This is a genomic window from Coriobacteriia bacterium (assembly GCA_003149935.1).
Lineage (GTDB): Bacteria > Actinomycetota > Coriobacteriia > Coriobacteriales > QAMH01 > QAMH01.
Genome location: QAMH01000007.1, coordinates 66,591 through 91,496, shown reverse-complemented (window position 1 = coordinate 91,496; position 24,906 = coordinate 66,591). Strand labels below are relative to the sequence as shown.

At 59.6% G+C, this 24,906-nt stretch carries 23 protein-coding genes and 1 pseudogene; 11 read left to right on the top strand and 13 right to left on the bottom strand.

The genetic code is table 11. From position 1 onward, the window contains the following. Window positions 1-102 precede the first annotated feature (102 nt). Both DBY20_06325 and DBY20_06320 read left to right on the top strand, forming a co-directional pair. Window positions 103-1,062 carry a hypothetical protein gene (locus tag DBY20_06325; protein PWL78474.1) on the top strand — a complete coding sequence of 320 codons (960 nt, stop codon included), beginning with the start codon at window positions 103-105 and terminating at the stop codon, window positions 1,060-1,062. Window positions 1,063-1,229: 167 nt separating this feature from the next. Beyond that, window positions 1,230-1,628 carry a hypothetical protein gene (locus tag DBY20_06320; GenBank protein ID PWL78473.1) on the top strand — a complete coding sequence of 133 codons (399 nt, stop codon included), beginning with the start codon at window positions 1,230-1,232 and terminating at the stop codon, window positions 1,626-1,628. A 23-nt stretch (window positions 1,629-1,651) separates the two neighbouring features. On the opposite strand, the gene DBY20_06315 is transcribed toward DBY20_06320, so the two are convergent. Both DBY20_06315 and DBY20_06310 read right to left on the bottom strand, forming a co-directional pair. After that, window positions 1,652-2,764 (bottom strand): Fe-S oxidoreductase, encoded by a 1,113-nt coding sequence (locus tag DBY20_06315; protein PWL78472.1) that lies wholly within the window; start codon window positions 2,762-2,764, stop codon window positions 1,652-1,654. Beyond that, window positions 2,751-3,650: an NAD(P)H-hydrate epimerase gene (locus DBY20_06310; protein PWL78471.1), complete on the bottom strand. Its 900-nt coding sequence runs from the start codon at window positions 3,648-3,650 to the stop codon at window positions 2,751-2,753. Before DBY20_06310 ends, DBY20_06315 begins: the two co-directional genes overlap by 14 nt. Here DBY20_06310 and DBY20_06305 point away from each other — a divergent pair. Genes DBY20_06305 through DBY20_06285 form a run of 5 tightly spaced genes read left to right on the top strand, consistent with a single transcriptional unit; the run spans window position 3,613 to window position 6,241 of the window. Further along, window positions 3,613-3,882, top strand: a complete 270-nt coding sequence (locus tag DBY20_06305; protein PWL78470.1) for a type II toxin-antitoxin system antitoxin, RelB/DinJ family — start codon at window positions 3,613-3,615, stop codon at window positions 3,880-3,882. The two genes, DBY20_06310 and DBY20_06305, sit on opposite strands and share 38 nt — an antisense overlap. A 3-nt stretch (window positions 3,883-3,885) precedes the next feature. Then, complete coding sequence (locus DBY20_06300; GenBank protein PWL78469.1) at window positions 3,886-4,176, top strand: type II toxin-antitoxin system YafQ family toxin; 291 nt, start codon at window positions 3,886-3,888, stop codon at window positions 4,174-4,176. Window positions 4,177-4,185: 9 nt separating this feature from the next. After that, window positions 4,186-4,710, top strand: coding sequence for a peptide-methionine (S)-S-oxide reductase (gene msrA, locus DBY20_06295; GenBank protein ID PWL78468.1), 525 nt, complete (start codon window positions 4,186-4,188; stop codon window positions 4,708-4,710). A 13-nt stretch (window positions 4,711-4,723) separates the two neighbouring features. Next, the gene (locus tag DBY20_06290) at window positions 4,724-5,071 is read left to right on the top strand and encodes a hypothetical protein (GenBank protein ID PWL78467.1); all 348 of its coding nucleotides are present in this window, start codon (window positions 4,724-4,726) and stop codon (window positions 5,069-5,071) included. Between the two features lie 12 nt (window positions 5,072-5,083). Next, a complete protein-coding gene (locus tag DBY20_06285; protein ID PWL78466.1) occupies window positions 5,084-6,241 on the top strand; it encodes a Fe-S oxidoreductase in 1,158 nt (385 codons plus the stop codon). 109 nt (window positions 6,242-6,350) lie between these two features. Here the strand turns inward: DBY20_06285 and DBY20_06280 are convergent, their stop codons facing one another. From DBY20_06280 to DBY20_06270, 3 genes are all read right to left on the bottom strand, one after another. Continuing rightward, complete coding sequence (locus DBY20_06280; protein PWL78591.1) at window positions 6,351-7,844, bottom strand: ABC transporter ATP-binding protein; 1,494 nt, start codon at window positions 7,842-7,844, stop codon at window positions 6,351-6,353. Window positions 7,845-8,079: 235 nt separating this feature from the next. Then, window positions 8,080-8,577, bottom strand: coding sequence for a hypothetical protein (locus DBY20_06275; GenBank protein ID PWL78465.1), 498 nt, complete (start codon window positions 8,575-8,577; stop codon window positions 8,080-8,082). Beyond that, a complete protein-coding gene (locus DBY20_06270) occupies window positions 8,483-9,058 on the bottom strand; it encodes an N-acetyltransferase (protein ID PWL78464.1) in 576 nt (191 codons plus the stop codon). The genes DBY20_06275 and DBY20_06270 overlap by 95 nt, the downstream gene beginning before the upstream one ends. 95 nt (window positions 9,059-9,153) lie before the next feature. Here DBY20_06270 and DBY20_06265 point away from each other — a divergent pair, with 95 nt between their 5' ends. Next, a complete protein-coding gene (locus DBY20_06265) occupies window positions 9,154-10,203 on the top strand; it encodes a hypothetical protein (protein ID PWL78463.1) in 1,050 nt (349 codons plus the stop codon). A 221-nt stretch (window positions 10,204-10,424) separates the two neighbouring features. After that, window positions 10,425-11,645: an acetate kinase gene (locus DBY20_06260; protein ID PWL78462.1), complete on the top strand. Its 1,221-nt coding sequence runs from the start codon at window positions 10,425-10,427 to the stop codon at window positions 11,643-11,645. A gap of 107 nt (window positions 11,646-11,752) precedes the next feature. On the opposite strand, the gene DBY20_06255 is transcribed toward DBY20_06260, so the two are convergent. Both DBY20_06255 and iorA read right to left on the bottom strand, forming a co-directional pair. Next, window positions 11,753-12,343 (bottom strand): pyruvate ferredoxin oxidoreductase, encoded by a 591-nt coding sequence (locus DBY20_06255; GenBank protein PWL78461.1) that lies wholly within the window; start codon window positions 12,341-12,343, stop codon window positions 11,753-11,755. Then, window positions 12,340-14,289 (bottom strand): indolepyruvate ferredoxin oxidoreductase subunit alpha, encoded by a 1,950-nt coding sequence (gene iorA, locus DBY20_06250; protein ID PWL78460.1) that lies wholly within the window; start codon window positions 14,287-14,289, stop codon window positions 12,340-12,342. Before iorA ends, DBY20_06255 begins: the two co-directional genes overlap by 4 nt. Before the next feature lie 127 nt (window positions 14,290-14,416). Here iorA and DBY20_06245 point away from each other — a divergent pair, with 127 nt between their 5' ends. Both DBY20_06245 and DBY20_06240 read left to right on the top strand, forming a co-directional pair. Beyond that, complete coding sequence (locus DBY20_06245; protein PWL78459.1) at window positions 14,417-15,955, top strand: threonine synthase; 1,539 nt, start codon at window positions 14,417-14,419, stop codon at window positions 15,953-15,955. A gap of 166 nt (window positions 15,956-16,121) precedes the next feature. Then, window positions 16,122-16,472 (top strand): ModE family transcriptional regulator, encoded by a 351-nt coding sequence (locus DBY20_06240; protein ID PWL78458.1) that lies wholly within the window; start codon window positions 16,122-16,124, stop codon window positions 16,470-16,472. A gap of 295 nt (window positions 16,473-16,767) precedes the next feature. On the opposite strand, the pseudogene DBY20_06235 reads toward DBY20_06240, so the two are convergent. The 6 genes and pseudogenes from DBY20_06235 to DBY20_06210 all read right to left on the bottom strand — a co-directional run bounded on the left by DBY20_06235 (window position 16,768) and on the right by DBY20_06210 (window position 24,901). Continuing rightward, window positions 16,768-17,748: pseudogene (locus tag DBY20_06235) on the bottom strand (hypothetical protein). A 16-nt stretch (window positions 17,749-17,764) separates the two neighbouring features. Continuing rightward, entirely contained in the window at window positions 17,765-18,367 is a 603-nt protein-coding gene (locus DBY20_06230) for a TetR/AcrR family transcriptional regulator (GenBank protein PWL78457.1), read from the bottom strand. A gap of 169 nt (window positions 18,368-18,536) precedes the next feature. Continuing rightward, window positions 18,537-20,345: a Stk1 family PASTA domain-containing Ser/Thr kinase gene (pknB, locus tag DBY20_06225; protein ID PWL78456.1), complete on the bottom strand. Its 1,809-nt coding sequence runs from the start codon at window positions 20,343-20,345 to the stop codon at window positions 18,537-18,539. A gap of 118 nt (window positions 20,346-20,463) precedes the next feature. After that, window positions 20,464-23,163: a peptidoglycan glycosyltransferase gene (locus DBY20_06220; GenBank protein ID PWL78590.1), complete on the bottom strand. Its 2,700-nt coding sequence runs from the start codon at window positions 23,161-23,163 to the stop codon at window positions 20,464-20,466. Between the two features lie 74 nt (window positions 23,164-23,237). After that, window positions 23,238-24,491, bottom strand: coding sequence for a Stp1/IreP family PP2C-type Ser/Thr phosphatase (locus tag DBY20_06215; GenBank protein ID PWL78455.1), 1,254 nt, complete (start codon window positions 24,489-24,491; stop codon window positions 23,238-23,240). After that, window positions 24,488-24,901: an FHA domain-containing protein gene (locus DBY20_06210; protein PWL78454.1), complete on the bottom strand. Its 414-nt coding sequence runs from the start codon at window positions 24,899-24,901 to the stop codon at window positions 24,488-24,490. The genes DBY20_06215 and DBY20_06210 overlap by 4 nt, the downstream gene beginning before the upstream one ends. Window positions 24,902-24,906: the final 5 nt, after the last annotated feature.

Below are 24,906 nucleotides of genomic sequence, written 5' to 3'. Positions count from 1 at the left end.
CAGGTTGTAACGCCCCGTTGCTGGCATAGCCCATGCGGAAGCGGTATCATCGTATGCGCGTGCTGTCGCGTCATCATTGGCGAGCTTCAGCAAGGGAGTCCCATGCGGTCGGAGTCCTTGGCATACTTTCTCGAGATTGCCGAGAGCGGCTCGTTTACCCATGCGGCAAAGAAGCTCTACGTCTCCCAGCAAGGTCTGAGCAAATCCATCAAGGCGCTTGAGCGCGATCTTGGCTGCCGGCTGTTTCGCCGCACGGGATCGCGGCTCGAGCTCACGAACGCCGGTCTCGCGCTCATTCCCCATGCACGGCAATGCATCCACGACATCGAGCTGCTGCGTGCGGCGATGGATCCCTTCGGACGCATGGCATCCCCGCGTCGCAAGCAGACCAGGGGCGATGAAGCCACCTTGCACGCCACGGCGTTCGTGTCCGATTCGCTCCTCTCGCTTCTCCAAGACGAACTTAGACAGGCGGAGCTTGACGACGTGCAGGTCATCGAGCATTCGTATGCGGAGATCATCAGCGAGCTCAAAGCCGGAACGACACAAGAGCTCTTCGCGCTGTGCCTTCCCGAAAACGACGTTCCCGAGCTGACGGCCATTCCGCACGTGGCGTTTCGTCCGATGTTCGTGACGGAGATTATGCTGATCGGATCATCACAGTTCATCCACCCCGACAAGGGAGCCTTCAGCCTCAGGCGCGTGGCGAAGCTACCCGTCGTCTACTACAACGACCCGCTGCTCAACAAGATCATCCGCGATATGTTTCGCGACCAGCCACTCGAGGACATCCGCATGCACTCGTCGTCGCTGGGCCGCATAGCGCAGGCAATTCAGCGGGGCAAAGCCGTCACGTTCAGCGATTCGCTGAGCGTCTATCTGCGCGATCCCGATGAGGACCTTGCCACGGCGCATATCGAGGACGCGGCGCGTTTCGTCATGGGGTTCGCGTATCTCGACAACACGGACGTCTCGCCAAGGGCACTCGAATATCTTGAGGACTTCGCAGCGTGCTTCCGCACCCGCTGCGCACCCTATCTGGAACGCTATCCGCTCGGTTGAGACCGGGCAAGGCGATGGAGAAGCAGCTGCGGGCGTGATCGTTATTATCTTTTGGCAAAATATATCTGGAGAAGTCGTATTGACGACATCATCGGTGCTGGCTGGTGCTACCATGGAAGTTAGCAGGCGCAGACAAGCGCCGCATCATCGGAAAGAGGCGATTCGCCATGCAAGATGTATTCGATAGCGATGTAATCATGGAGATAAAAGACGAGGAGACCTGGGAGCAAAAGGTCAACAATGCTCCCGGCCGCGTTATGGTCGAGTTCTTCGTAACCTGGTGCCCCCACTGCCAGCGCGAAGCTCCGCTGCTTGACGAGATGGCACCTGCCATCAGGGAGCACGGCGTCGAGGTCTATCACGCAAATGCCGAGGTCATGTGGACAAAGGGCGATGTCTACGGCATCTCCGAGACCCCCTCGTTCGTTCTCGTCGATAACGGAGAGCTCATTGCCAAGCACGAGGGCTTCCTCACAAAGGACGAAATCCTGGCATTTGCTGAGGGCAAGGTTGACGAGCTCACGCCAAGCGTGGAGCAATCACTCAGCAGCATCGCGTTCCAGTAAGGCGGGCGAAAGCGCCTCGTCATCTACAAACCAAGTAGCTCGACTGCGCGTTTGAGATCGGCCACGATGGGGATTTGCTGCGGGCACACCTTCTCGCAGGCACCACATTGCAGGCATTCGCTCGGCTTGCGCTTGTTCTTGCGCTCGCCACCGACGATCCATTCGTTCTTGTAGCTGCCGAACATCGTGTACGCGTTGAGCGCGAGCAACGCGCCCGAGATGCCGATGTTGGCCGGGCATGTCTTCGCACAGTAATCGCATCCGGTGCAGGGTATGAGGTCGAACTTCGCGAACTCGTCCTGCGCACGTGCAATTACCGCTGCCTCATCGGCGCCCATGCACTCGAAATCCCGCATGGTGCGGATGTTGGCTTCCATCTGCGCAAGGTCGCTCATGCCCGAAAGCACGACAGCCACATCGGGCTGACTGGCGGCAAAGCGCAGAGCCCACGACGCGCACGAACTCGATGGATCGGTCTGCTCGAAGACGCGACGTACGGATTCGGGCGGATTGGCCAGCAACCCACCGCGCAGCGGTTCCATGACCACGACGGGCTTACCGTACTTGCGCGCGACCTCGAGGCATGCGCGGCTCTGGTGCACCGGGTTGTCCCAGTCGAGGTAATTCACCTGAAGCTGCACGAACTCGACTTCGGGATGCTCGCTCAACACGGTGTCGAGCGCATCGGCGCTGTCGTGAATGGAAAGCCCGAGATGGCGAATGACGCCCTCCTCGCGCTTGCGCCGCGCGAACTCCCACATGTCAAAGCGGTCGAACGCTTCCGTGCGCACGCTTCCCAGGTTGTGCATGAGATAGTAGTCGATGTAGCCAGCGCCCGTGCGCTCGAGCGAGGTCTCGAGCTGGACGTACGCTTCCTGGGCGTTCTTGCATTTGAACCAGGGGGCGGCTTTGGTGGCGAGCAGGAACGCATCGCGCGGATAGCGCTCGACCAGAGCCTTGCGCGTGGCCTCCTCGCTTCCCGGATAGGCCCAGGCCGTGTCGAAGTAGTTGAAGCCGGCACCGAGGAAGGCATCGACCATGTCGCCGAATTGCGGGATGTCGATCTCGCCATCGATTTTCGGCAGGCGCATGAGGCCAAAGCCCAGTTTGCCGTGGACGTCATCAAAGCAGGTCATCGAAATACTCCTCAATCGAGATGAGCGGGGCGAGCAGGAGCGTGCCCACGTATGGACGCGCTTGCGACTCCAGAAGCCCGGTCTTGGGCACAATCATCGTAACGGTCTCGTCGGCCATGACGCAGTCGCTGGCGGTTGCGCCGGTCTGCGCATTCAGACCACTGGGACAATCGGCTGCGACGATGCGCGTACCGTGCTTGCGATGCGCCTCGTTTGCCAGGCGAATCCACGTGGCATAGGGCTCACGCACCTGGTCGTGGGCAAAACCCGTGCCGAGAATAGCGTCGACGATGACGTCGGCGTTGTCGAGCAGCCATGCCAGCTCCGCGTCCGACGGGGCAATGGCAAGGTCAAAGCTGCCGGTAGATGCAGACTCGAGCGCAGCCGTACGGGCCGGCTCCGCCGTTAGCTCTTCGGGAACGGTCTTGCTAACGAGCGTCACGTTGCGGCCTGCCGCGGCAAGCGCACGGGCGGCCACCCACCCATCGCCGCCGTTGTTGCCCGAACCCACAAGGACGACAACCGCAGCGTCGGGCACAGCGTGCGCTTCGACCGCGCGAGCAAGAGAGGTTCCCGCGCATGTCATGAGCTCCAAAAGCGAGGTGCCATCTTGCGCGATACGCTGCTCAAGCGCGACGACATCCGCCACATCGAGCACCGGGGCCTGCGCCGTGCCACCGTCCACACACTGCAAGTCGATGAGTTGTGTCATGAAATGCCCTTCAGCGACGGGTTGATCCTTGCAGCGCATTATCTCACGACCCGCCTTTGGACGTTCGCGTGATTGTTTCGGATGTTTGCAAATGTTATTATATGTATAACAAATGTAAACATGAAGTGAGGACATCATGAGTACGACATATGCGATACGCGTAGACGAAAACATCAAGAACGAGGCGGCGGAGGTTGCCAAGTTCTACGGCCTCGATCTGGCAAGTGTCACTCGTGCCCTTTGGGCGCAGATTGCGCGCACGAGGCGCATTCCGCTTGACCTTTGCGAGGAAGAGCCTAACGAGGAGAGCCTCGAGGCCATCCGCGAGACGAACGAGATGATTGCAAGCGGCAAGGGCGGTCGCTTCAAGACAGCTGAAGAGCTATTCGAGGCATTGGGGATATAGCCTATGCTGGATTCTGATTTTGCGCCTGCCATGCTGCGAGATATCAAGAGGCTGCAAAAGAAGCACGTCGATACGAGCGTCCTGCGGCCGGTTATCAAGCTCATCCTCGAAAACACGGTCGAGTCACGCGAAGAGCTCATTCGTCGACATGACATGCACACGCTCGGCGGTGCATGGGATGGTTCCAACGAATGCCATGTCTGCAATGCAGGCGATTGGCTGCTCGTGTGGGCGGTTCGCGATGATGTCGCGTATTTTCAACGTACGGGGAATCACGACGAGATATTTCGCTAGTGAGGCATCATGGACACACGTGAAATATACCTTGCCGGCGGGTGCTTCTGGGGCACCGAGGCGTATCTGAAGAAGCTCCCCGGAATCATCGATACCGAGGTCGGCTACGTAAACGCGAACATCAAGAATCCGAGCTACGAGGACGTGTGCACGGGCGCGACAAACGCGGCCGAAGCCGTGAAGGTCACCTATGACCCTGATGTAATCTCGCCGCCGCTGCTCTTGCAGGCCTACTTGCGCACCATCAATCCATTTTCACTCAACCGCCAGGGCAATGACGTGGGCACGCAATACCGCACCGGCATCTATTGGACGGATCCGGATGACGGGCGTGCAGCGGAATCATTGCTCACAGAGCTTGCGCGCAACACCGGCAAGCAACCACGCGTGGAGGCAGCACCGCTCCTGAACTTCTATCCAGCCGAGGGATATCACCAGGATTACCTCGGCAAGAACCCTTTTGGCTACTGCCATGTGAACCTTGCGGATGCCAACGCATTCATCGCCGAGCACGCGGCGGATTTCGGAACCTGAAAGAGGAGCAGCGATGTCATTTGCAGAAGTGTGCATATATCAGGTGAAGCCACAGAAAGTCGAGGAATTCGAAACACTCATGTTGGAAGCAAAGGAGCTTCTCGAACAACAGCCGGGCCTTTTGTCGTTGCGCCTCATCAAACGTGGATATCGTGTCGACATGGAGCAGATTCGCGATGGCCTGCCACCCATCGAACTCACGCGTGTCGTGAAGAGCGTGAAGTATATGCTCGTCTGGGAGTTTGACTCGAAGGAAAACTACGGGCTAGCTCAGAAAGCCCTGTACGAAAGCTTCTGGAAGCCCATTGAGCGCTGTCTCATAATGCCCCATGACAAGTACATTGGCGAGAGCCTGTTTTAGTAAGGAGACATCATGGCCTTTGATACCAGCAAGATCAGCAAGCTCGGCTTTGGATGCATGCGCTTCGAGGGACGCGAAACCGATACTATCGACATCGAGCTGACCTCACAACTTGTTGACGTGTACATGGAGCATGGTGGCAACTACTTTGACACCGCCTGGGCCTATCCCAATAGCGAAGCGGCATTGCGCAAGGCGCTCGTGGAGCGTCATCCGCGGGACTCGTTTTTCATCGCTGACAAATGTGTTGCATGGACGCATTGCAACAGCGCTGATGATCTCGAAAAGCAACTGCAGGAATCACTCGCGAATCTCGGTGTCGATTATTTCGATGTCTATCTCATGCACAATCTTGGTGGCAACAGGACGGCGGCTTTTGAGAAATATGATGCGTGGGAGTTCGTGAAGAGCGTCAAAGAGCGCGGTCTCGCCAAGCACATCGGCTTCTCTGCCCACTGCACCCCGGAGGAGCTCGAGCAGTTCATTCAGGCGTATCCCGAGGCAGAGCTCGTGCAGCTTCAGATTAATTATCTCGATTGGAATAATCCATCCTTCCGCGAGCAGGAGTGCGTCGAGGTGGCAAACAAGCACGGGCTTCCTATAGTCGCTATGGAGCCGGTGAAGGGCGGACTGTTGGCAGATCCTCCCGTGCCTGTGCGCGAAATTCTAGACGAGGCGATGCCCGGGAGCTCCTATGCCGTCGATGCGCTGCGATTTGCAGCAAATCAGGAGGGCGTCTTCACCGTTCTTTCGGGAATGAACACGATCGCGCAGGTTGAAGACAACGCCCGTGCATTCGCTGATTTTAAGCCGCTCTCACCCGTGGAATGCGCAGCTATCGAACGGGCGCAAACAGCGATGGCAGAAAGCGGTATCGTCCCATGCACGGGATGCGATTACTGTGCGAAAGTCTGCCCGATGGATATCGGCATATCCGGCGCCATGACCGCCCTCAACTATTTCATTAACTTCAGCGACGCCTGCGAAGCCAACTATCAGCTAGGGTTCATCGTGCGATTCAACGGCGGGAAGAAGATGCCGAGTGAGTGTATCGAATGTCGTGCCTGCATGGAGGCCTGCCCGCAAAACATCGACATCATGAATTGCTTCAAGCGCATCGAGGAGGAGATTGTCCCGCATGGACGCCCTCGGGTGCTCATGCGACCGTAGGTGCATACGTGAGCATATGGCGGAATCGTCATGAAGGAGCCTCTTGGGGCTCCTTTCCTTTTAGATTCGCCTCGCGCACCTCTCCGTCTACGACGCGTAAGATCAAACCTTACGTCGTGCGCAGCACAAAAAAGTTCCCATCGCCCTTCTCCAAACGCCAGCGAATGCCCGTCGTCCTTTCGAGCAGGCGCTCGTCATGGCTCACGAGCACAAGCGCTCCCGAATAGGCAACGAGCACGCGCTCCAGGGCCTCGATTGAGCCGATATCCAGATGGTTGGTTGGCTCGTCCATTGCGATCAGCGCGGGGCGACGCAAAATGCCCTGCGCGAGCATGAGTTTGCGCAACTCGCCAGGGCTAAGCTCGTCGCCATCCAGAATGCGGTCGGGATCGGAGTTGAGTTGCGCGACGATGGAAAGAATGCGTCCGCGCTCACTGGGCGATGCGTCGCGCAGCCCCGCCATGACATCAGCCGCCTGTTCGCTCTCGATTTCCTGCGGAATGAATAGCGTGCTCAGATCGTCCGGCACCATTCGCATGAGCGCCGTGAGCAGCGTGGTCTTGCCGCTGCCATTGACTCCCGCGATGCCGATGTGCTCGATGTTGCCGACCGCAAGATCCGGTATGCGCAGATGGTGCTCCCCCTGTATCAGCTCGCCTGCCTCCATGCGCACGAGCACCTTGCGTGGGTTTGCCTCAGCATCCATCCATATATCGCCCGCGTACTGCTTGTCCACATGCACGTCTTCAAGCGTTTGCCGCACCTTCTCCAGACGTGCATCCATGCGCGAGGAGAGCTTGCCGGCAACGCCGTCTTTGCTGGTGTAGACCGCCAGCTTGATGCGCCCCTTGCCATCATGGTCTTTCGCGTCAAGGTGACGCGCGCTTCGCTTCGTGGCCGGCTTGCTCGCCTCGTTGCGGCGCCGCGCGGCTTCGGCCTGGATGCGCGCCGCCTCGCGCTTGGCGTCCCGCCGCTGCCGCTGCGCGCTCTTCGTATCGCATGCGGTCTGCTCCCTTGCCTGCGTATAGCCGCCCGGTCGCATCACGACACGTGCGCCCTCGAAGCACAGACACTGTCCCACGAGAGCGTCAAGAAGCTCGCGATCGTGGGAAATGAGCAGTCCGACACCCCGGTAGTCTGCAAGCGCCTTGAGGACGGCGTGGCGCGTCAAGGCATCCACATGGTTGGTCGGCTCGTCCATGACAAGCACGTCGGGCTCTTCCCAAAGCGCCACGGCGACCTGCAAACGCTTTTGCTGGCCGCTCGAAAGCGTGTCGTAGCGCCAGGGCCAGTCATCGTCGATGCCCAAATCGGCACGCAGGCGCACAGCCGCCTGTTCCCACGAGCATGCGAAGTCCTCGAGCCGATCGGGAGGAATGGTCGCATCCTGCTTGCAATATGCAACGACCAGGCCACGCGGAGACACCGTGCCGCTATCAGGTGCTAGCATGCTCGTTGCAATGCGCGCGAGCGTGCTCTTGCCACAACCGTTGTTGCCGATGATGCCCGTCCACCCCACCGGGAAAACGGTGCACACGCCGTCGAGGACGGTCTGGGTCGATCCGGGATACGAATAGGAGACGTTGTTCAGGGTTATCTGCATGGGAACCTCGCTTGATGACAGCGCGGCACGATCGCCTCCAAAGGCGACGAGCCACGAAACGTAATGGGTCATCAACTAGAAACGCAAGGTTCGATTCTCCTTTGGTCAGAGCCCGGCATCTTGGCGCGCCACCGCCACCGAGCTAGGCAGCAGGGATATCGTAGCAGGGCCCTCACACCAACTCAAGCGCGTGCAGGCAACGGAGAGCCCTGTTCCCCGTTCTGCATCCACGAGGCTAACTGCGCGACTTCTTGCGCAGATACTCGATCGTCATGATGGGATGGCGAAGCGCCATGCGAGGAGCCGCGTACTTCATGATGGCCTTGATGCGAGCCTGCGCCTCACCGCGTTGGCAATGCGTCTCGCAGTCTTGGCAATTGCCCTCATGTCCATGAGGACACGAGGAAGCCCGGGCGAGCGTCTGCTCGATTGCCTCGCGACACTCAGGACACATCCCACCCGCATCCCGTTTCACATCGGCATGATTGCCCCGGCAGTAGATGCGCCCGATGGCCTCGAGCGTTCGTCTGTCTTTGTCAGTCTTTTTCATGCCACTAGTCTTCATGCCGCCAGTATAGATGAACGAATGACGTCCCTGGAAACCCGAAGGCGCCAGGATGAGACAAAGCAATGTCGCGTCACAGTACGTACTCGAACATGTCGAGGTCGACGGTTCCCAGATCGTCATAGTAGACCGGCCATGCACCGTGGTTGATAAAGCCGAGCTTGTCATAGAGCCCGTGGGAGCGTACGTTATCAACGAAGGTATCAAGCTGCAGGGCGCGCAGCCCCTCCTCACGCGACACGTCGATGGCAAACTCCATGAGTAGCGACGCATATCCATGCCCGTGATACGCGGGGCGCGTTGCAACCGAATGCACGATGCCCAGCTCTTCAAGCGGCACATTTACCTCCCAGGGAACACACTCATAACCAGGAGCCCTGTCATGGTTGATGATGAGCGCGGTGGCAATGTTGCCATCATCGGTGATGCCGATGAACATCTGCCCTTGCTCCACGGACCCGCGCAAGAGCGCATCGCTCGGGTGCTTGTCATGCTGCCAGAGGATATCGAAATCCGTCCCGCGCATTTCCTCGATCATGTTGTAGTAGAAGTCCATGACAGCATCCATGTCCGCCATCGATGCCTTGCGTGTCAGAAGAAATCCCATCATCTTCTCCCCATCATTTCGGGAAACAAGCCTGCACTGCATCTAGGATACGACCAAGAACAGTTCGTGCGCCACTTTCTTGTCCCGTATATGATACACTCCTATTATTGTTATCTATCTAATACAGGAGCGCATCAATGAATAAGCCAGCCGCTGCCGTTCTCGATATCATCAATCGCGCGTGGGAGGGCATCGCCCCCACCCAGGACGAATGTGCCAAACTTCTCGCCTTGTCACCTTATTCTGCCGAGGCATGCGCAGTACGCGGAGCCGCAGACGGCATCATGCGCCAACGCACCAACAACGCCGCCGTTCTCTTTGCGCAGATTGGCTACTCGTGCCACCCTTGCCCCGCAAACTGCAGCTTTTGCTCCTTTGCCGAAGACTACACGCAAATGCAAGCCTTCACGATGAGCGACGAGGAAATTGTCGCCGCCACCAAAAGCTTCACCCAAGACGGGGACCTCTACGGCCTGTGGATCATGGCGATGGCCGATTACGACATCGAGGATTACCTGCGCGTCATCAAGCTCGTGCGCGAGACCGCGCCCGCCTGCACCAACATCTACAGCAACGTCGGCGACACGTCGCGTGCGGACTTCGAGCGCATGAAGGAGGCCGGCATTTCGGGTGTCTACCACATCAGCCGCCTTGGCGAGGGAGAGGTCACGAAACTCAGCCCCGAAGCGAGGATGGCAACCATCCATAACGCAATCGACGCTGGTCTCGAGGTCCTCAACGCTGTTGAGCCCATCGGCCCGGAGCACTCGCCCGAGGTGCTTGCCGACCAAATCGAGCTCATGAAATCCACGAGTCCCATCCAGACGGGCGTCATGAAGCGAATCAACGTTCCCGGCACACCCTTCGAGGGAACGGGCGAGATCACGAGTTACGAACTTTCGCTCATCTGCGCCGTCCAGTGCCTGGCCCATGTGGATGTGAGTCCGCTTCCGTGGATTGGACATCACGAGCCGGCACCCATCTGCTACGCAGCCGGATCAAACCTCATAACCGCCGAAACGGGCGTCAACCCCCGCGACACGGCCGCCGATACGAGCGCAAATCGTGGCATGGACCTCACGGACTGCAGGACCATGCTCTACGAAGCTGGCTTCACGCATCTGTGCAAGGGCGACGGCACGCTCGTCGAGCTCACACCCGAATACATCGAGGCGCACACTCACTAAACCAGACGTGAAAAAGGCGCCCCCGGTAATCCGGAGGCGCCGTACGCTCCGTTGTCATCCCGACCGTCAGAGATTTCTCGACTCCGCTCACTTCGTTCGCTTCGCTCGAAATGACAGGTGGGGAAACAGGGTGCCTGGCACGCTGTCTCATATCCTGGTCAAATTCCGCTACACTACAGTGATTATGCTGCAATGAACGCCTGCCTCTCAAGGAGGACACAATGCTCGTACTGGTCGTAAACGCCGGAAGTTCTAGTTTGAAAAGCCAGCTCATCGACACAAATAACAAGTTGTCGCTCATGAGGTGCCTTGCGGAAAAGGTCGGCTCGCCCGAAGCGTTCATGAACGTCTCGTTCGCACCCAACTTTGCCAAGACCTCCTACGACGTGGCAGGCCTTACGGTACCGGAATGCCTCAAAGAGCTACTAGACATATTGGTGCAGGACCCCAAAAGCCCCATCAACAGCCTCGACCAGATCGATGCAATCGGAAATCGCGTCGTCGCGGGTGGCGAGTACTTCAGCAAGGCAACGCTCATCGATGATGACGCTCGGGCGAAGCTCGAGGCATGTGAGGAGTTGGCACCGCTCCATAATCCGCCAGCAGACGCTTGCATCGACATGATGCGCAAGATGATGCCGGACACGCCGGAGGTCGCCGTGTTCGACACCGCATTTCACACCACGATGCCTCCGAAGGCCTACATGTATCCATTGCCTATGCGCTACTACGAGGATTATCGCATCCGTCGCTACGGCGCCCACGGCACGAGCCATCGCTATGCGGCGAAGCAGGCTGCCGCCCTTCTTGGACGTCCGCTCAAGGACCTCGGCCTCATCACCTGCCACCTGGGAAATGGCGGCTCCATCACGGCCGTGAACCATGGCAAGTCCATCGACACCACCATGGGTTTCACGCCGCTCGAAGGCCTCATGATGGGCACGCGCACTGGCTCCATCGACCCGGCCATCATCACCTACATCATGCGCCGCGAGGGCATCAGCTTTGACGAGATGGATGCCATCCTCAACCGCGAAAGCGGCATCCTGGGCGTGTCGGGCCTGTCTAGCGACATGCGCGACGTGCTGGAGGCGGCGCAGGATGGCAACGAGCAGGCAGAGCTCGCAATCGACATGTACGTGTACCGGGTGCAGAAGGCCATTGGCGGCTTCTACGCTGCGATGACGCGAACAGACGCTGTTGTTATGACCGCAGGCATTGGCGAGAACTCGGCCGAGCTGCGCGAGCGCATTTTCGACGGGCTGGCGCACATGGGCATGATTCTCGATAAGGACCGCAATCACGTGACGGGCCAGATAGGCGTCAATCGCATCATCTCGATTGATGACAGCCCCATCAAGATCTGCGTCGTGACCACCGACGAAGAGGTGCGCATCGCCCGCGAGACGAGCAGTCTCGTGAAGAAGCTCAACAAGAAGTGATGGCGGATGAGACACATTGGACAGGTACATCTGTCTCATTGTGAAGCAATGAGACAGATGTACCTGTCCAATGTGTCTCATCCGCTCGAAATGACAGAGGGGGCCACTCAATCCCCAAAGACGAGGGCGACGGCCCGCAGGTTCATGTCGTGAAAGCGTGGCTTCACGCGAGCGCGTATGGCATCCTCGAGCTCATCACGCGTGATGCCGAGCGCACCGCTTTTGACAGCCGCGGCGAGTAGCGCGATGTTGAGCACCTTTGACGATCCGACCTGCTCGCAGATGGAGGCTCCATCGACTTCGATGAGCGTGACATCGGACAGCGCGCGTAGGTATGCGAGCGCCTCGGACCCGTCGTAGTCGATGCCTTGCAGGGCCGCGACCGGAGGTTGGGTTGCCTGCGTGTTCACGACGATGGTACCGTCGGGCGCAAGATAGTCGATGCAACGCACGGCCTCGCCAGGCTCGAAGGCGATGAGGCAGTCGCCGCAGCCCTTGGGTACGAGCGGGGATTGCGGACGACCACCACGCACGTGACTTGCCACAGAGCCGCCACGTTGCGCCATGCCGATGGTCTCTGCGGTCTTCACGTGCTCGTCACGAGCAAGCAGCACCTGCGCGATGAGACGCGAGGCAAGCACGTTGCCCTGTCCGCCCACGCCGCAGATGACGCAGTTGAGTCCGGAGCGTCTACTCATCGCGTCCCCCCTTCCCGCAACGCATCGGTGGGGCATATCTTGCAGCAAAGCTCGCAACCGTAGCATAGCGATGCATCCACGGCCACGTGGCCATCCTCGACCACGAGAGCAGGGCAACCAAGCTGCTTGATGCAGACGCGACAGTCAATGCAGGCGTCGAGGTCAAGCTCAACGGCTGGATGCCGTGGCGGCTCGAGATAGATGCAGGGCGACTTGAAGATGATGACACGCACGCCCGTCTTGTCGATGGCATCGCGTACCGTCTGCACGGCAGCCTCGAAGTCAAGCGGATCGACGATGGCGCACTCGACATCGAGTGCTTCGAGAATGCGCGGAATGCTGAGCGCAGGCACGTCGTTGCCCATCATCGTGCGACCGGTACCCGGATGCGGCTGCTGGCCGGTCATGGCCGTCGTCGAGTTGTCGAGTATGCACACGATCATATCGTGTTGGTTGTAGACGGCATTGACGACACCCGTGATACCGCTGGCAAAGAAGGTCGAGTCGCCCACGAAACCGAACGCGAGCGTGCCAGGGTCAACCGTCTCGATGCCCTGCGCGACGGTGATGCCACCGCCCATGCACAGGCAGGTGTCGACCATGTCGAGCGGTGCGGCATTGCCGAGCGTGTAGCACCCGATGTCACCGCAGAAGACGGCCTTGCGTTTGCCCACGGCGCGTTTGACGGCATAGAAGCTCGCGCGATGCGGGCAACCCGCACATAACACGGGAGGTCGCGGAGGGAGATCGGGGGGTGCCAGTGGGGACGGGGGTTCTGTCACATCCATGGATGTGACAGAACCCCCGTCCCCACTGGCACCCCCGACGACAAACTCCGCGAGCACATCGCAGATGGCCTCGACGCTCTGCTCGCCCGCATAGCCAAAGTAGCCATCGAGCTTGCCATGGATGGTGCTGGGCAAGAACTCGAACCCGCAGAGGAAGTTGAGCTCGCGCTCGATGACAGGGTCGAGCTCCTCGACACAGATGACCTCGTCAACCGTCTCGAGAAATTCGGTCGCAAGCTTTGCGGGGAAGGGATAGGGCGTTCCGATTTTGAGGATAGGCAGCTCGAGTCCGCACATCTCGAGGGCTTCCATGACGTAATGATACGAGATGCCACCGCAGGCAATGCCAAGCGCGAAGCGCGACTCGCCACGCTCCTCGAACGTGCGCGCGGCCTCCTCACGTGACATGCCGGAGATCTCGATACGGTTGGGGCGATAGCCGGACGAGAGTTCGTCGGCAATAGCTGCCGCACGCTTCTCGACCTTGCCATGGTTCAGAAAGCTCGTGCGCGGGAAGACGACCCAACGCTGCGTGTCCTTCACAAAGCCGCTCGGGACGTGGCGCTCCCAAGCGGCATCGTCGTCATCACGCGTGGGGTTTGCGAACTCTGCCCCGCAATCGGCCACGCCGCCACGCGTCTTGACGGTGCCGCAGGCGTGGCTCACGCGCGTGGTGGGGCGCACGATGACGGGCGTATGATGGCGCTCGGAGAGCTCGAAGGCATCCTGGATCATGCCGTATGCCTCGCCGGGGCTCGCCGGGTCGAAGATCGGCACCTTGGCGAATTGCGCGAAGTTACGCGTGTCCTGCTCGGTCTGACTCGAGATGGGGCCGGGATCATCGGCCACGACGATGACGAGGCCACCCTCGACGCCGATGTACGAGAGCGTCATGAGCGGATCGCTCGCGACATTGAGGCCGACCTGCTTCATCGTGACGAGGGCACGTGCGCCGGCATAGGCCGCACCCGCGGCAGCTTCGAGAGCGGCCTTCTCGTTGGTAGACCACTCGACATGAATGGAACCATCGTTGTGCTTGGCAATGGTCTCGAGCACCTCGGTCGAGGGCGTGCCAGGATACCCGCTCACGAAGTTGACGCCCGCGTGCATAGCGCCGAGCCCGAGGGCTTCGTTTCCCATGAGCAGCTTAACTGGCATGTCGTATCTCCTCATCTGTGCCTTCTCGGCAGGCTTTCCGATAGCGTTTGCGTGCCGAGTCGTGTGCTCGGCGCAGTTCGATACATGGTACCATCTATCGCACGTTCACCTTACCTTGGAGTTTCGCATGGGAATTCGTTATATCGACACGCGTGGTAACACACAGGAACCCTTGACCTTCAGCGAGGCGCTTCTGAAGGGGATTGCCTCGGGAGGAGGCCTTTTCGTTCCCGAAGAGCTGCCTTCGATGACGCTCGACGAGATTGTCTCGCTCGCCAGCATGCCCTATGCCGAGCGGGCGGCGTTCGTGTACGGGCGCTTCGGCGTTGACTTCGGCGATACGGAGCTCAATGAGCTCATGCAGCGTGCATATAACGAGAACTTTGACACGCCAGACATTTGCCCGGTCGTCAATGTTGCCGATGGCATGCATGTGCTTGAGTTATGGCATGGCCCCACCTGCGCCTTCAAGGACATGGCGCTGCAGTGCCTGCCGGTGTTCTTCTCGGCATGCGTCGACAAGCATCGTGCTGCAGGCGGCGCCGATAACGACTACCTCATCGCCGTGGCAACGAGCGGCGATACCGGCAAGGCGGCCTTGCAGGGTTTTGCAGATCGTGACCATATCTCCATTGTCGTCTTCTATCCAGACGGTGGCGTGAGCGATATCCAGTTCAAGCAGATGGCCACGCAGGAGGGCGACAACGTCTGCGTCTATGGCGTGCGCGGCAATTTCGATGATTGCCAGACGAGCGTCAAGCGCATGTTCGACGACGCGACCTTCAACGCGCGCCTGCTCGATACGCGCAATATCGCATTGTCCTCGGCCAATTCGATCAATTGGGGTCGCCTGCTGCCGCAGGTCGTGTACTACGTCAGCGCATATTCCATGATGGTCAAGGACGGTGTTGTGGCCGCCGGTGATCCCATTGACGTAACGGTTCCCACGGGCAACTTCGGCAATATCCTCGCCTGCTGGTATGCCAAGCAGCTCGGCGTGCCCATCGATCGCGTCGTCTGCGCGAGCAACGCCAATCGCGTGCTCGCCGACTTCATCGAGACGGGCGTCTACGACATCAGCGATCGACCCTTCATGCTCACGCCCTCGCCTTCGATGGACATTCTCGTCTCGAGTAACCTTGAGCGCCAGCTCTTCGAACTCACGGGGCGTAATGCCGCAGCCATTCAGGGATGGATGGATGACCTGCGCGAGAAGCGCCACTTCGAGCTCGACGAGAAGACCTTTGCCGCGCTCCAGCAGAATTACCGCGCAGGTTCAGTCGATAGCGACACGTGCCTGCAGACCATTCATGACGTCTTCGAGCAACATGACTACCTGCTCGATCCGCACACGGCTGTCGCATGGAAGGTCGCCGAACAGCACAAGGGTGACAACCCGATGCTCATTGCCTCGACGGCCAACTGGGCGAAGTTCGGCAGCAACGTGTATCGAGGACTGGCCGGCATCCCGGCAAACGAACCGCTTCCTGCCAAGGTCGAGAAGCTCACCGACGTGCAGATCAACCGCAAGGTGTATGAGATGACGCGCGTCTGCCCCATTCCGCCGCAGCTCGATGAGCTTGACGACAAGGCAATCCGTTTCACAACAGTGATCGACGGAGACGTGACGGCAATCGAAGATGCGGTTACCGATTTCATAGGATAAACACGAGCGTGTGAGGGGCTGACCGTTCGCCACCGCAAATAGCCTTTGCTCAGCTTAATCTTGATATCCGATAAAAATCTTGTTATCCATGTAGATAGCGTTAAAGGTATTTATCGGGCAATTCATCAGTGCGAATCTACAGGACAGCTTACCGAGAGGATTCATCATGGCCGATAAGAAAAATCTGCACGCACAAGTCAAACTCATGGTTAGTGCTACTGAGGATCGCAAAGGTCCGACATTTGGCAAAGGCGCGGCGACCCTTCTCCACGGAATCGAAGAGAACGGCTCGTTGAACAAGACGGCCAAGAACCTCCACATGGCCTATAGCAAGGCGTGGAGCATGATCAAGAAGGTCGAAGAGGGCCTCGGCTTCCAGCTCATTGAGCGCTATGGTGCCCGTGGCTCCAAGCTCACCGAGGACGGCGAAGAGTTCCTCAAACTTTACGACGTCTACGACAAGAAGGTCGAAGCCTACGCTGACAAGGTCTTCCGCGAGACCTTCAAGGACTTCTAGAGCAACGTGCCTGGCACCTTGTCTCAAAAGGTAGCCAAAAGGCATCGATTGTCGATGATTTGAGACAGCGTGCCAGGCACAGAGAAGCCGCCCGATGGGGCGGCTTCTCTTGCGTCACGCAAGTCACGAGCCCGAGTTACTCGCGCTTGATGGTATCGACCTCGACATCGATTTCGCCGGCACTCTTGGCAACGTACACAAAACCGACCTCGCCATTTACAGGCAGCTCGTTGTAGGCAACCATCTCGGCGATTTCCGCAGGAGTCGCGCTCTTGGGCTCGGTCTCGAGCAGGTAGGCGGTGTCGGCACGACGCGCCATAGCTTGCTTGAAGTCCTTCGTTCCTACGAAGACCTCCTGCTTGTACGGGTTGACGCCAAGCTTCTTGGAGCGGTAGATGATGTAACCGAGCGCCAGGATGTTGGCGATGAGCGCGATGGAGGCGACCACGGTGTTGATCGCCGGGTCGTTCACCGACTGCACCGCGAAGATGGAGTCGTTGGCGAACATCGGCACCATCTGGCAGAACATGCACCACATCGAGAGCGTGAACGCGCGGTTCTGGATCCAACCACCCTTGTTCCATATCAGGCCCGCAATCGTCGGAGCCAGCAGCAGCGCGATACCGCAGTACCAGGAGTGGGTGGGCAGGCAGTTGTAGGTGTAGCAGAAGTTCCAGAGGTCATACGCGATGATGAACACCCACGTCATGTCCGGCCACAGCATGTCCTGGCGCTTCTTGGAAATGTAGATGCCGAACCAGCCGGTCATGCACAGGATGTTGAGCAAGCCGGCGCAGCCGTTGAGCACGTTATGCCAGCCGCCGTTGAGCAGGACACCCTCGTCGGTGACGAAGCTCGAATCCCAGGCGACGATGGCGCTTTCGAAGTCACTGGCCACGGCAATCAGGATGTTGATGGCCACGATCACGAACGGGAACGCCTTGAACCAGTGCGAGCGACCGATCTTTCCCCAGCTGTACTTGAGCATCATGAAGCCGATGCAGCCGGCCGTTGCGGCGTACACCTTCGCGTAGTGGAACCAGCCGCCCATGGTGGTGTACGTGGGGTTATTGAGCGCCCATTCGGCGCCCATGGCGGCACCGACCTCGACGGCGATGCAATAGACGGTCATCGCGCCGCACACGCCGAAGAACATAAAGCAACCGCCGAACTTGGAACGTCTGGCAAACTCGTTGAGCAGGATGAGGGCTACCAGCACCATGATGAGCCCCATCCATTGAAATGGGGCGTTTGCCCCGTATACGTCAAACAGCATTTCTCATCCTCCTTGTCTATGGCCTATCCATGTGGAGCGTCTGCGCAATTACGTCGGCGATGACGGCATCGTCGGCATCCGGATGCTTGCGTAGATATCCGATGACACCCAATATGAGCACGTAAAACGTCTCGTACAGGTGGTCAATCCGCACGTCGTGGAGGTCCGCATAGTCACGGACGGTGGTGTCTATGATGTAGCGCGTCGTCTCGTCCGCGACACGATTCACGAACTCGAGGTAAAGCGCGGCGTTTTCGCGCGAGGACAGGGCGATATGGAAGGTGTCGTCCTCGAACAGGCCGATGCGTAGCAGCTTGACGATGGTGCTGAGCGCATGGTCGATGTCGCCTTCGATTCGACCGTCGTTCCAGTGCGCGAGCGCCTCAATGTAGTCCTGGGTGTAGTCGTCTATGACGGCGGACGTGACGGCGTCCTTGTCGGGAAAGTAGTGATAGAAGAGCGTCCGCGTGACACCCACACGCTCGGTGATGTCCTTCACGGTCGTGTGGGAGAGGCCGCGCTCCTCGTAGAGGTCGCGGGCTGCGGCGATAATCTGCGCCCTGCGCGCGTCACTGCGATTGACCGTTGCGTCGTCTGGATTCATGGCGCGTCTCCCCATCTCCCGATTCGCGTATTAGGCTATCGCTCTGGTCGACACGGGGTCAATGAACAGAATTGACGAAACGTCAATGAGAGACAACGTGCCTGGCACCCTGTCTCAAAAGGTGGCCAAAGGATATCGATTGTCGATGATTTGAGACAGCGTGCCAGGCACGCCTAACGCAACGCTATTGCGTGGTGGACGCCTCGCCCTCGCCGCCACCAGTTGCATCTCCTCCGCCGGTGTTATCACCGCCGGTCGTGTCTCCACCGCTTGGAGTATCGGGCGTTGTGGGCTCGGAGGGATAGGGCGAAACAGCAACCGTAATCGTGATGCTTGAACCCTTGGCCACCTCGGTACCACCAGAAATGCTCTGGCTGATGACCTCGCCCTGAGCAGCGCTGGTAGATGACTCGTACGTGACCGACACGCTCAACCCGCGGCCTTCGAGGGCCGACACGGCATCAACCTCGCCGATACCCAAAACGCTCGGCACAAGGACGTTTTCCTTCTTCTTGCCCGTCGAAACGGTGTAGGTGACCTTGGAACCAGCCTCAACCTGCGAGTTGACGAGCGGGTCCTGGGCACAGACCTTGCCAGCCTCAACAGTGTCACTGCTGTCCTGCTTGGATTCACCTACGAGCCCCAACGCAGCGAGTTGCTGCTCTGCCTCCGAGGCCGTAAGCCCCGTGAGGTTGGGCACGGTAACAAGATTGCCGCTCGTCTTGCCCGACGAAATCACAAGGTCAACGGTCGAGCCGGGCTCCACGTGGGAGTTTGCCGTCGGGGTCTGGCTAATGACCTTGCCCTTCTCGACCGTCTCGCTGATGTCGAGCTTAATCTTGCCGACCTTAAGCCCGACAGCATTCAATGACTTGCGGGCTTCTTGCTCGGTCTGCCCTTGGAGGTTGGGCACGGTGACGGAGCCGCCCCCGAAGAGACCCGCGCCATTGGCGACAAAGAAGCCGATTCCAGCGATGAGGATAATGGCGATGATCGCGATGATGACGTTGCGCTTCGTGTTGCTATTGCGTGGTGGCTGCTGCATGCCGCCACGCCCGCCACCGGGCATGATGGTGGTCTGCCCCGGCGTGGGCATGACGGTCGTCTGGTCGACGCCATAAGCGCCAACGCCGGCAGCGGCATAGCCAGGGTTAAGGACCTGGGTCTCGGCCGAAGCGCGACCCGACAGATAGTCGTCGATGGCGCGCTGCATCTCCTTGGCAGTGGCAAAGCGATCGTCGGGATTCTTCTCGAGCGCCGTCATGATGATGGCCTCGAACTGCGGGTCGATGTTGGGGTTGATCTGACGCGGCGGTACGGGCAGGTCACTTACCTGCTTCATGGCGACCGAAACCACGTCCGCACCGTCAAAGGGCAGTTGGCCCGTCGCGGCCTCATAGAGCACGATACCGAGCGAGTAGAGATCGCTTGCCGGCGTGAGCTTCTTGCCCTGGGCTTGCTCGGGGCTCACGTAATGCGCGGTGCCCAGAACAGACGAATCCTGCGTCATGCCGGGATGGCCGGCCTGCGCAATGCCAAAGTCCATGACCTTCACATTGCCATCGCCCTGCACCATGATGTTGGCGGACTTGATGTCACGGTGGATAATGTCGTAGCCATGGGCGACGGAGAGCGCGGAGCACACCTGCGAACCGATCTCTGCAACCTTGCGCGGATGGATGTTGCCGCGTTGCTGGATGGCGGTCTTGAGATCCGTGCCGCGCACGTACTCCATGACGATGTAGTACGAATCGCCGTCACGGCCCCAATCGTAGATGTTGACGATGTAGGGGCTGCTCAGGTTGGCGGCAGCCTGTGCCTCCTGCCTGAAGCGTGCGGCAAAGTTGGGATCTGACGCATATTGCGGAAGCATCACCTTGACGGCGACAGTTCTGCCAAGCGTTGAATCGGTGGCTTTGTAAACCTCTGCCATGCCGCCCATACCGATTTTCTCGGTAACTTGATAGCGGTTCCCCAATGTCCGATTAACCACGTTTATACTCCCTGTCGCTTGTGATGCGAATGCGCGCGTTCGCATACCATCAGGCATTCTACCAATCTAGTAGCTGCCGTATCTGCATAATGTCGAAAAAAGCGCTTTGCCTGCATATCTAGAGCGCCCCCAATTCCCTTAGGGCAGCCAAAAACACCGTTGAGGCCTTGGGCGCCGCAACGTCTCCGCCGCTGTCGCCTTCCTCGATGACGATGGCGACGGTCACGCTGCGACCGTTTGCCTGCGCCGTACCAACGAACCAGGCATCGGATTTCTCCTTGCCCGTCTCGGCCGTACCCGTTTTGCCGATGACGTTCGCGCCGTCAACGCGGGCCTGCGTGCCCGTGCCGCTATCCACGACGCCCGCAAGAATCTCCTGCTCGGTCTTGGCGGTCTTTTCCGAAATCGTCTGGCCCATGATCTGGGGGCGCGTCTCGAAGGTCGTCGACCCGGAGGCAGACACCACCTTGGATACGACATAGGGATGCAGGGCCACGCCGTTGTTCGAAATCGCCGCCATGCAAACGGCCATCTCCATCACCGTGGCCTGGGGTCCTGCGGGGCTTTCGTGCTCGCCGACGGGCTGGCCGTCGCCGGCCCAGGCGGTTTCCCAGCGGGTCATCTCGTTGGGATCGGGCATGAGCGAGGTGGCGAGGTTGAAGTCAAGCGCCACGGTATCGCTGTTGAAGCCGAACTTCTCGGCATAGGTGACGAGGTTCTTGGCGCCGAGTTCGTCGGCAATCTGCGCAAAGGCCGTGTTAGCCGACAGCGCGGTAGCCTCAGCGACGGTAACACGACCGTACGCATGGTTCTTGTAGTTGGTGATGGGAGCGTTTCCAATGTCGATGGAACTCGGGGCGCTATAGACGGTATCAGGGGTGACCGTATTCGTGTCGAGCGCGGCGCCGAGCGTGACGATCTTGAAGGTCGAGCCCGGTGCGTAGAGCGTCTGCGTCGCGCGGTTGACGAGCGTTCCCTCCGAGCTAAGCGATGATCCGGTGAGGATGCTCTCGACATTGTTGTTGTCATAGGTCGGCGTGGATGCCTCAGCGAGCACTGCGCCCGTGGCGGTGTCGAGTACGACGCATGCACCCTTCTGGCCGTAGAGAACGCCTTCGGCGGTACGCTGGATCTTCGAGTTGATGGTGAGCACGACATCGTTACCCTGCGGCTTCTCGCCTGCGTAGGCGCGGATAGCATCGCCGATCGTCTCGAAGTGTTCCTCGCCCACAAGGGTGGAACCCATCGTGTTCTCGACGCCCGTGCTGCCGAAGCGCTGCGAGGTGTAGCCGACGGCATGAGCCGCAAGCGAACCTTGCGGATAGACGCGCTCGTAAGTGCCATCCGCCTGCGGGATGGATTCGGCGAGCACGACGTTGTCGGAGGTGACGATGGCGCCGCGCTGCTGCTCGGCGATGCGCTGCAGCGTATGGTTATTGCCGCTACGATTTTGCAGGTCATCGGCTTGCACGACCTGCACGTAGGTGAGGTTGGCGATAAGCGCGGCAAAGAGCAGCGCAAAGACGGTAATGAGCCTGGTAAGGCGCTTGCCCAGGGCCGAACGGCCCAGAACGCCCGTCTCGCCCGGAGTCTTGATCGTGGTAGTGCTCGTCATCTCGGTTTGCAGACCGGTTCCCTCATTGCCAGCGCAGAGCAGCAGGCCGACGATGATGAAGCTCGAGAGCAGCGACGAGCCGCCTTGGCTCATGAAGGGAAGCGTCAGGCCCGTGAGCGGGATGAAGCCCGTGACGCCGCCGATGATGATGAAGGCCTGCAGGCAGATGGACGTGGTGAGACCGACGGCCGTGAAGGCCGCCATGTCGGATTTGGCGCGCGCCGCGGTGAGAAAGCCGCGCACGGCAAAGAGCATGTACAGGAAGATGACGCCCGATGCGCCGAGCAGGCCCATCTCCTCGGCGATGGCCGAGAAAATGAAGTCACTCTCCACCTCGGGGATGAAGGTGGGCATGCCACGGCCGATGCCGCAACCAAACAGGCCACCATCGGCAAGCGAGTACAGCGATTGCACGAGCTGATAGCCCGAGCCACCTGGGTCGGCAAAGGGGTTGAGCCAGATTGCGATGCGCGTCTGCACGTGCGGGAAAAGCGTGTAGAGGCCCACGCCGCCAATGGCGACGAGCACAATGCCGATGAGCACGTAGGAGAGCCTGCCGGTGCAGACGTAGACCATCACGAGGAAGATGCCGAAGAACAGCAGGGCGCTTCCCAGGTCGCGCTCGAGGATGACGATGAGCATGGCGATGATCCACATCGCAAGCAACGGTATGAGCGCCCGGAAGTCAGGGTACTTGAGGCCGGAGCGGCTACGACGCATGACGCTCAGCAGCTCGCGATTATCGGCGAGGTAGGCGGCGAGAAACAGGACGACGAAAATCTTGGCGATTTCGCCGGGCTGGAACGAAAGCCCGAAAATCGACAGCCAGATGCGCGAGCCGTTGTATTCCGCTCCGATAAACGGAACGACCGGCAACAGCAGCAATATGAGGCCGAAGAGCAGGCAGGTGTACTTGTAGCGCCCCAGGCGCTCGACGCTGGGCACGAGAATGATGGTCGCGACCATGAGCGCGATGCCGGCGAAGAGCCAGATGATTTGACGTCCGGCGCTATCGGGTGCAAGGCGGAGCACAAAGCATATGCCTATGCCGCACAGCAAGAACGCTATGGGCAAGATCGCCGGGTCTGCGTTGGGCGCAAATCGGCGCAGCGCCAGATGCGCGACGAAGAAACTCACGACCAACGCGATGGGCACGGCAAAGGAGTTGAACGTCAACGGCGTGTTCGCGTTGACGAGCAGCATGAGGAACAGCAACAACAATACGGGTGTTGCCGCTATGAGAAGCCATAGCTCTGTCGTCCGGCGTGAACGCACGATTAGCCCTTCGTGGTCTGCAGACGGAACTCGGAAATCTTCTCGTTTGCCTCGTCAAGCGAGTTGACGGAAATGCCGTTCTTCAGATTGCTCTGCACCATGGGCGTGAGCTTGGACACGTCGATATCAGGAGCCTGAGACTCGAGCCAGGACACCGAGATGCCGGCAAACTCGCCGGGAAGGCCGCGGTAGACGTTCACGACGCCGTTTTCAGCGATGATGAAGTAGGAGTTCTGCGCGAAGGCGTAGAATCCGAAGCCTGCGGCAGCGAGAATGAGGATGAAGGCAAGCGCCCAGATGAACGGTGCCATCCTGCCCCTGTGCTTGGGTTTATGGTGCTTGCCACCCTTGCCGTTTTTCTTGGGCTTGCTCTTGGATGCGTGTGCCGCCTGCGTGGGCGCAGCTTCAACGAGTGCGGCTGCAGCGGCAGGAGCGGCGGGCTCCTCCTCATCGGCCCTTGCGTCTTCGGGAAGGCCAACGACGCGCTCCTCGACGATATCCTCCTCGTCCTTCTCGCTCGGAGGATCACCGAGGGGGTCGATGAGGATGACGGTGACGTTGTCGAGGCCACCGGCGATAATCGCCTCCTCGACCAGCGCATCGCAGGCATGGGCGGGAGCTGGATTATCGAGCAGAATCTCCTCGATATCCTCATCGGAGATCATTGAGCATAGGCCATCGGAGCACAGGAGCAGTCGATCGCCCTCCTCGACGTGCAGGGTGTAGAGGTCGGGCTGCATGTGCGGATCGCTGCCGAGAGCACGCGTGATGACCGAGCGCTGCGGATGGAAACGCGCCTCGGCCTCCGTCAGACGACCCTGCTCGATAAGGTCTGCCACGAGCGAGTGGTCGCGCGTAATGCGCTGGAGCTGGCCATCGTGCAGCAGGTACGCGCGCGAGTCGCCCACCTGCGCGATGGTTGCCTCGTCCTCGAAGACGAAGGCGGCGGTGAGCGTCGTGCCCATGCCCGGTTTACCCGTGCCGTCCTGGGCGCCGCGCAAGACGGCCTCGTTTGCCTTGATGACGGCCGCGGCAAGCGCTTCGGGGCTCGTGCTCTTGGGCGCATGGGCTTCCATGGTGGTGACGGCAATATTGCTCGCGACCTCGCCGGCCTCATGGCCGCCCATACCGTCAGCGACGACGAAGAGCGGGGTCTTGACCAGATAGCTGTCCTCGTTGTGTTCGCGCACGCTGCCAACATCCGAGCGAGCAGCATACGAACGCGGCATGGTGGGCTTGGTGAAGTTGAAACTCATTGACGGCCAATCTTTATATCGACGTTTCCGATGGTGACGATATCGCCCTCAGAGCAGGCGACGGGCTTGGTGACGGGGTGTCCGTTGAGCAGGGTGCCGTTGGTGGAGTTGAGGTCCTCGACCGAAAGGCTCTTGCCCGAAAGCGAGAAGCGCGCATGACGTGCCGAGACGTAATCGGTGGGGATGACGATATCGGCGCCCGGAGCGCGGCCGATGACGATAGGGCCGGCGATGGTCAGACGCACGCCCTTGAGCGTGCGCGGACCTTTCTCGACGTTGAGCGTCCAGGACTTTTCCTTCTTGTTCTGACCGCGCACGAGGCCGACGCCCGTCTTCACGACGAAGAACAGGAAGAGGTAGAGCAGGGCGACGAGCAGCAGGCGGCCAGCCAGAAGAAGAAGATCGACCATGCTGA

Bases quoted from the DNA above. Each gene is read 5' to 3' on its own strand.
- DBY20_06325 (PWL78474.1), top strand. From the start codon at position 103: ATGCGGTCGGAGTCCTTGGCATACTTTCTCGAGATTGCCGAGAGCGGC.
- DBY20_06320 (PWL78473.1), top strand. From the start codon at position 1,230: ATGCAAGATGTATTCGATAGCGATGTAATCATGGAGATAAAAGACGAG.
- DBY20_06315 (PWL78472.1), bottom strand. From the start codon at position 2,764: ATGACCTGCTTTGATGACGTCCACGGCAAACTGGGCTTTGGCCTCATG.
- DBY20_06305 (PWL78470.1), top strand. From the start codon at position 3,613: ATGAGTACGACATATGCGATACGCGTAGACGAAAACATCAAGAACGAG.
- DBY20_06310 (PWL78471.1), bottom strand. From the start codon at position 3,650: ATGTTTTCGTCTACGCGTATCGCATATGTCGTACTCATGATGTCCTCA.
- DBY20_06300 (PWL78469.1), top strand. From the start codon at position 3,886: ATGCTGGATTCTGATTTTGCGCCTGCCATGCTGCGAGATATCAAGAGG.
- msrA (PWL78468.1), top strand. From the start codon at position 4,186: ATGGACACACGTGAAATATACCTTGCCGGCGGGTGCTTCTGGGGCACC.
- DBY20_06290 (PWL78467.1), top strand. From the start codon at position 4,724: ATGTCATTTGCAGAAGTGTGCATATATCAGGTGAAGCCACAGAAAGTC.
- DBY20_06285 (PWL78466.1), top strand. From the start codon at position 5,084: ATGGCCTTTGATACCAGCAAGATCAGCAAGCTCGGCTTTGGATGCATG.
- DBY20_06280 (PWL78591.1), bottom strand. From the start codon at position 7,844: ATGCAGATAACCCTGAACAACGTCTCCTATTCGTATCCCGGATCGACC.
- DBY20_06275 (PWL78465.1), bottom strand. From the start codon at position 8,577: ATGACAAGCTCGGCTTTATCAACCACGGTGCATGGCCGGTCTACTATG.
- DBY20_06270 (PWL78464.1), bottom strand. From the start codon at position 9,058: ATGCAGTGCAGGCTTGTTTCCCGAAATGATGGGGAGAAGATGATGGGA.
- DBY20_06265 (PWL78463.1), top strand. From the start codon at position 9,154: ATGAATAAGCCAGCCGCTGCCGTTCTCGATATCATCAATCGCGCGTGG.
- DBY20_06260 (PWL78462.1), top strand. From the start codon at position 10,425: ATGCTCGTACTGGTCGTAAACGCCGGAAGTTCTAGTTTGAAAAGCCAG.
- DBY20_06255 (PWL78461.1), bottom strand. From the start codon at position 12,343: ATGAGTAGACGCTCCGGACTCAACTGCGTCATCTGCGGCGTGGGCGGA.
- iorA (PWL78460.1), bottom strand. From the start codon at position 14,289: ATGCCAGTTAAGCTGCTCATGGGAAACGAAGCCCTCGGGCTCGGCGCT.
- DBY20_06245 (PWL78459.1), top strand. From the start codon at position 14,417: ATGGGAATTCGTTATATCGACACGCGTGGTAACACACAGGAACCCTTG.
- DBY20_06240 (PWL78458.1), top strand. From the start codon at position 16,122: ATGGCCGATAAGAAAAATCTGCACGCACAAGTCAAACTCATGGTTAGT.
- DBY20_06230 (PWL78457.1), bottom strand. From the start codon at position 18,367: ATGGGGAGACGCGCCATGAATCCAGACGACGCAACGGTCAATCGCAGT.
- DBY20_06220 (PWL78590.1), bottom strand. From the start codon at position 23,163: ATGCTGCTCGTCAACGCGAACACGCCGTTGACGTTCAACTCCTTTGCC.
- DBY20_06215 (PWL78455.1), bottom strand. From the start codon at position 24,491: ATGAGTTTCAACTTCACCAAGCCCACCATGCCGCGTTCGTATGCTGCT.
- DBY20_06210 (PWL78454.1), bottom strand. From the start codon at position 24,901: ATGGTCGATCTTCTTCTTCTGGCTGGCCGCCTGCTGCTCGTCGCCCTG.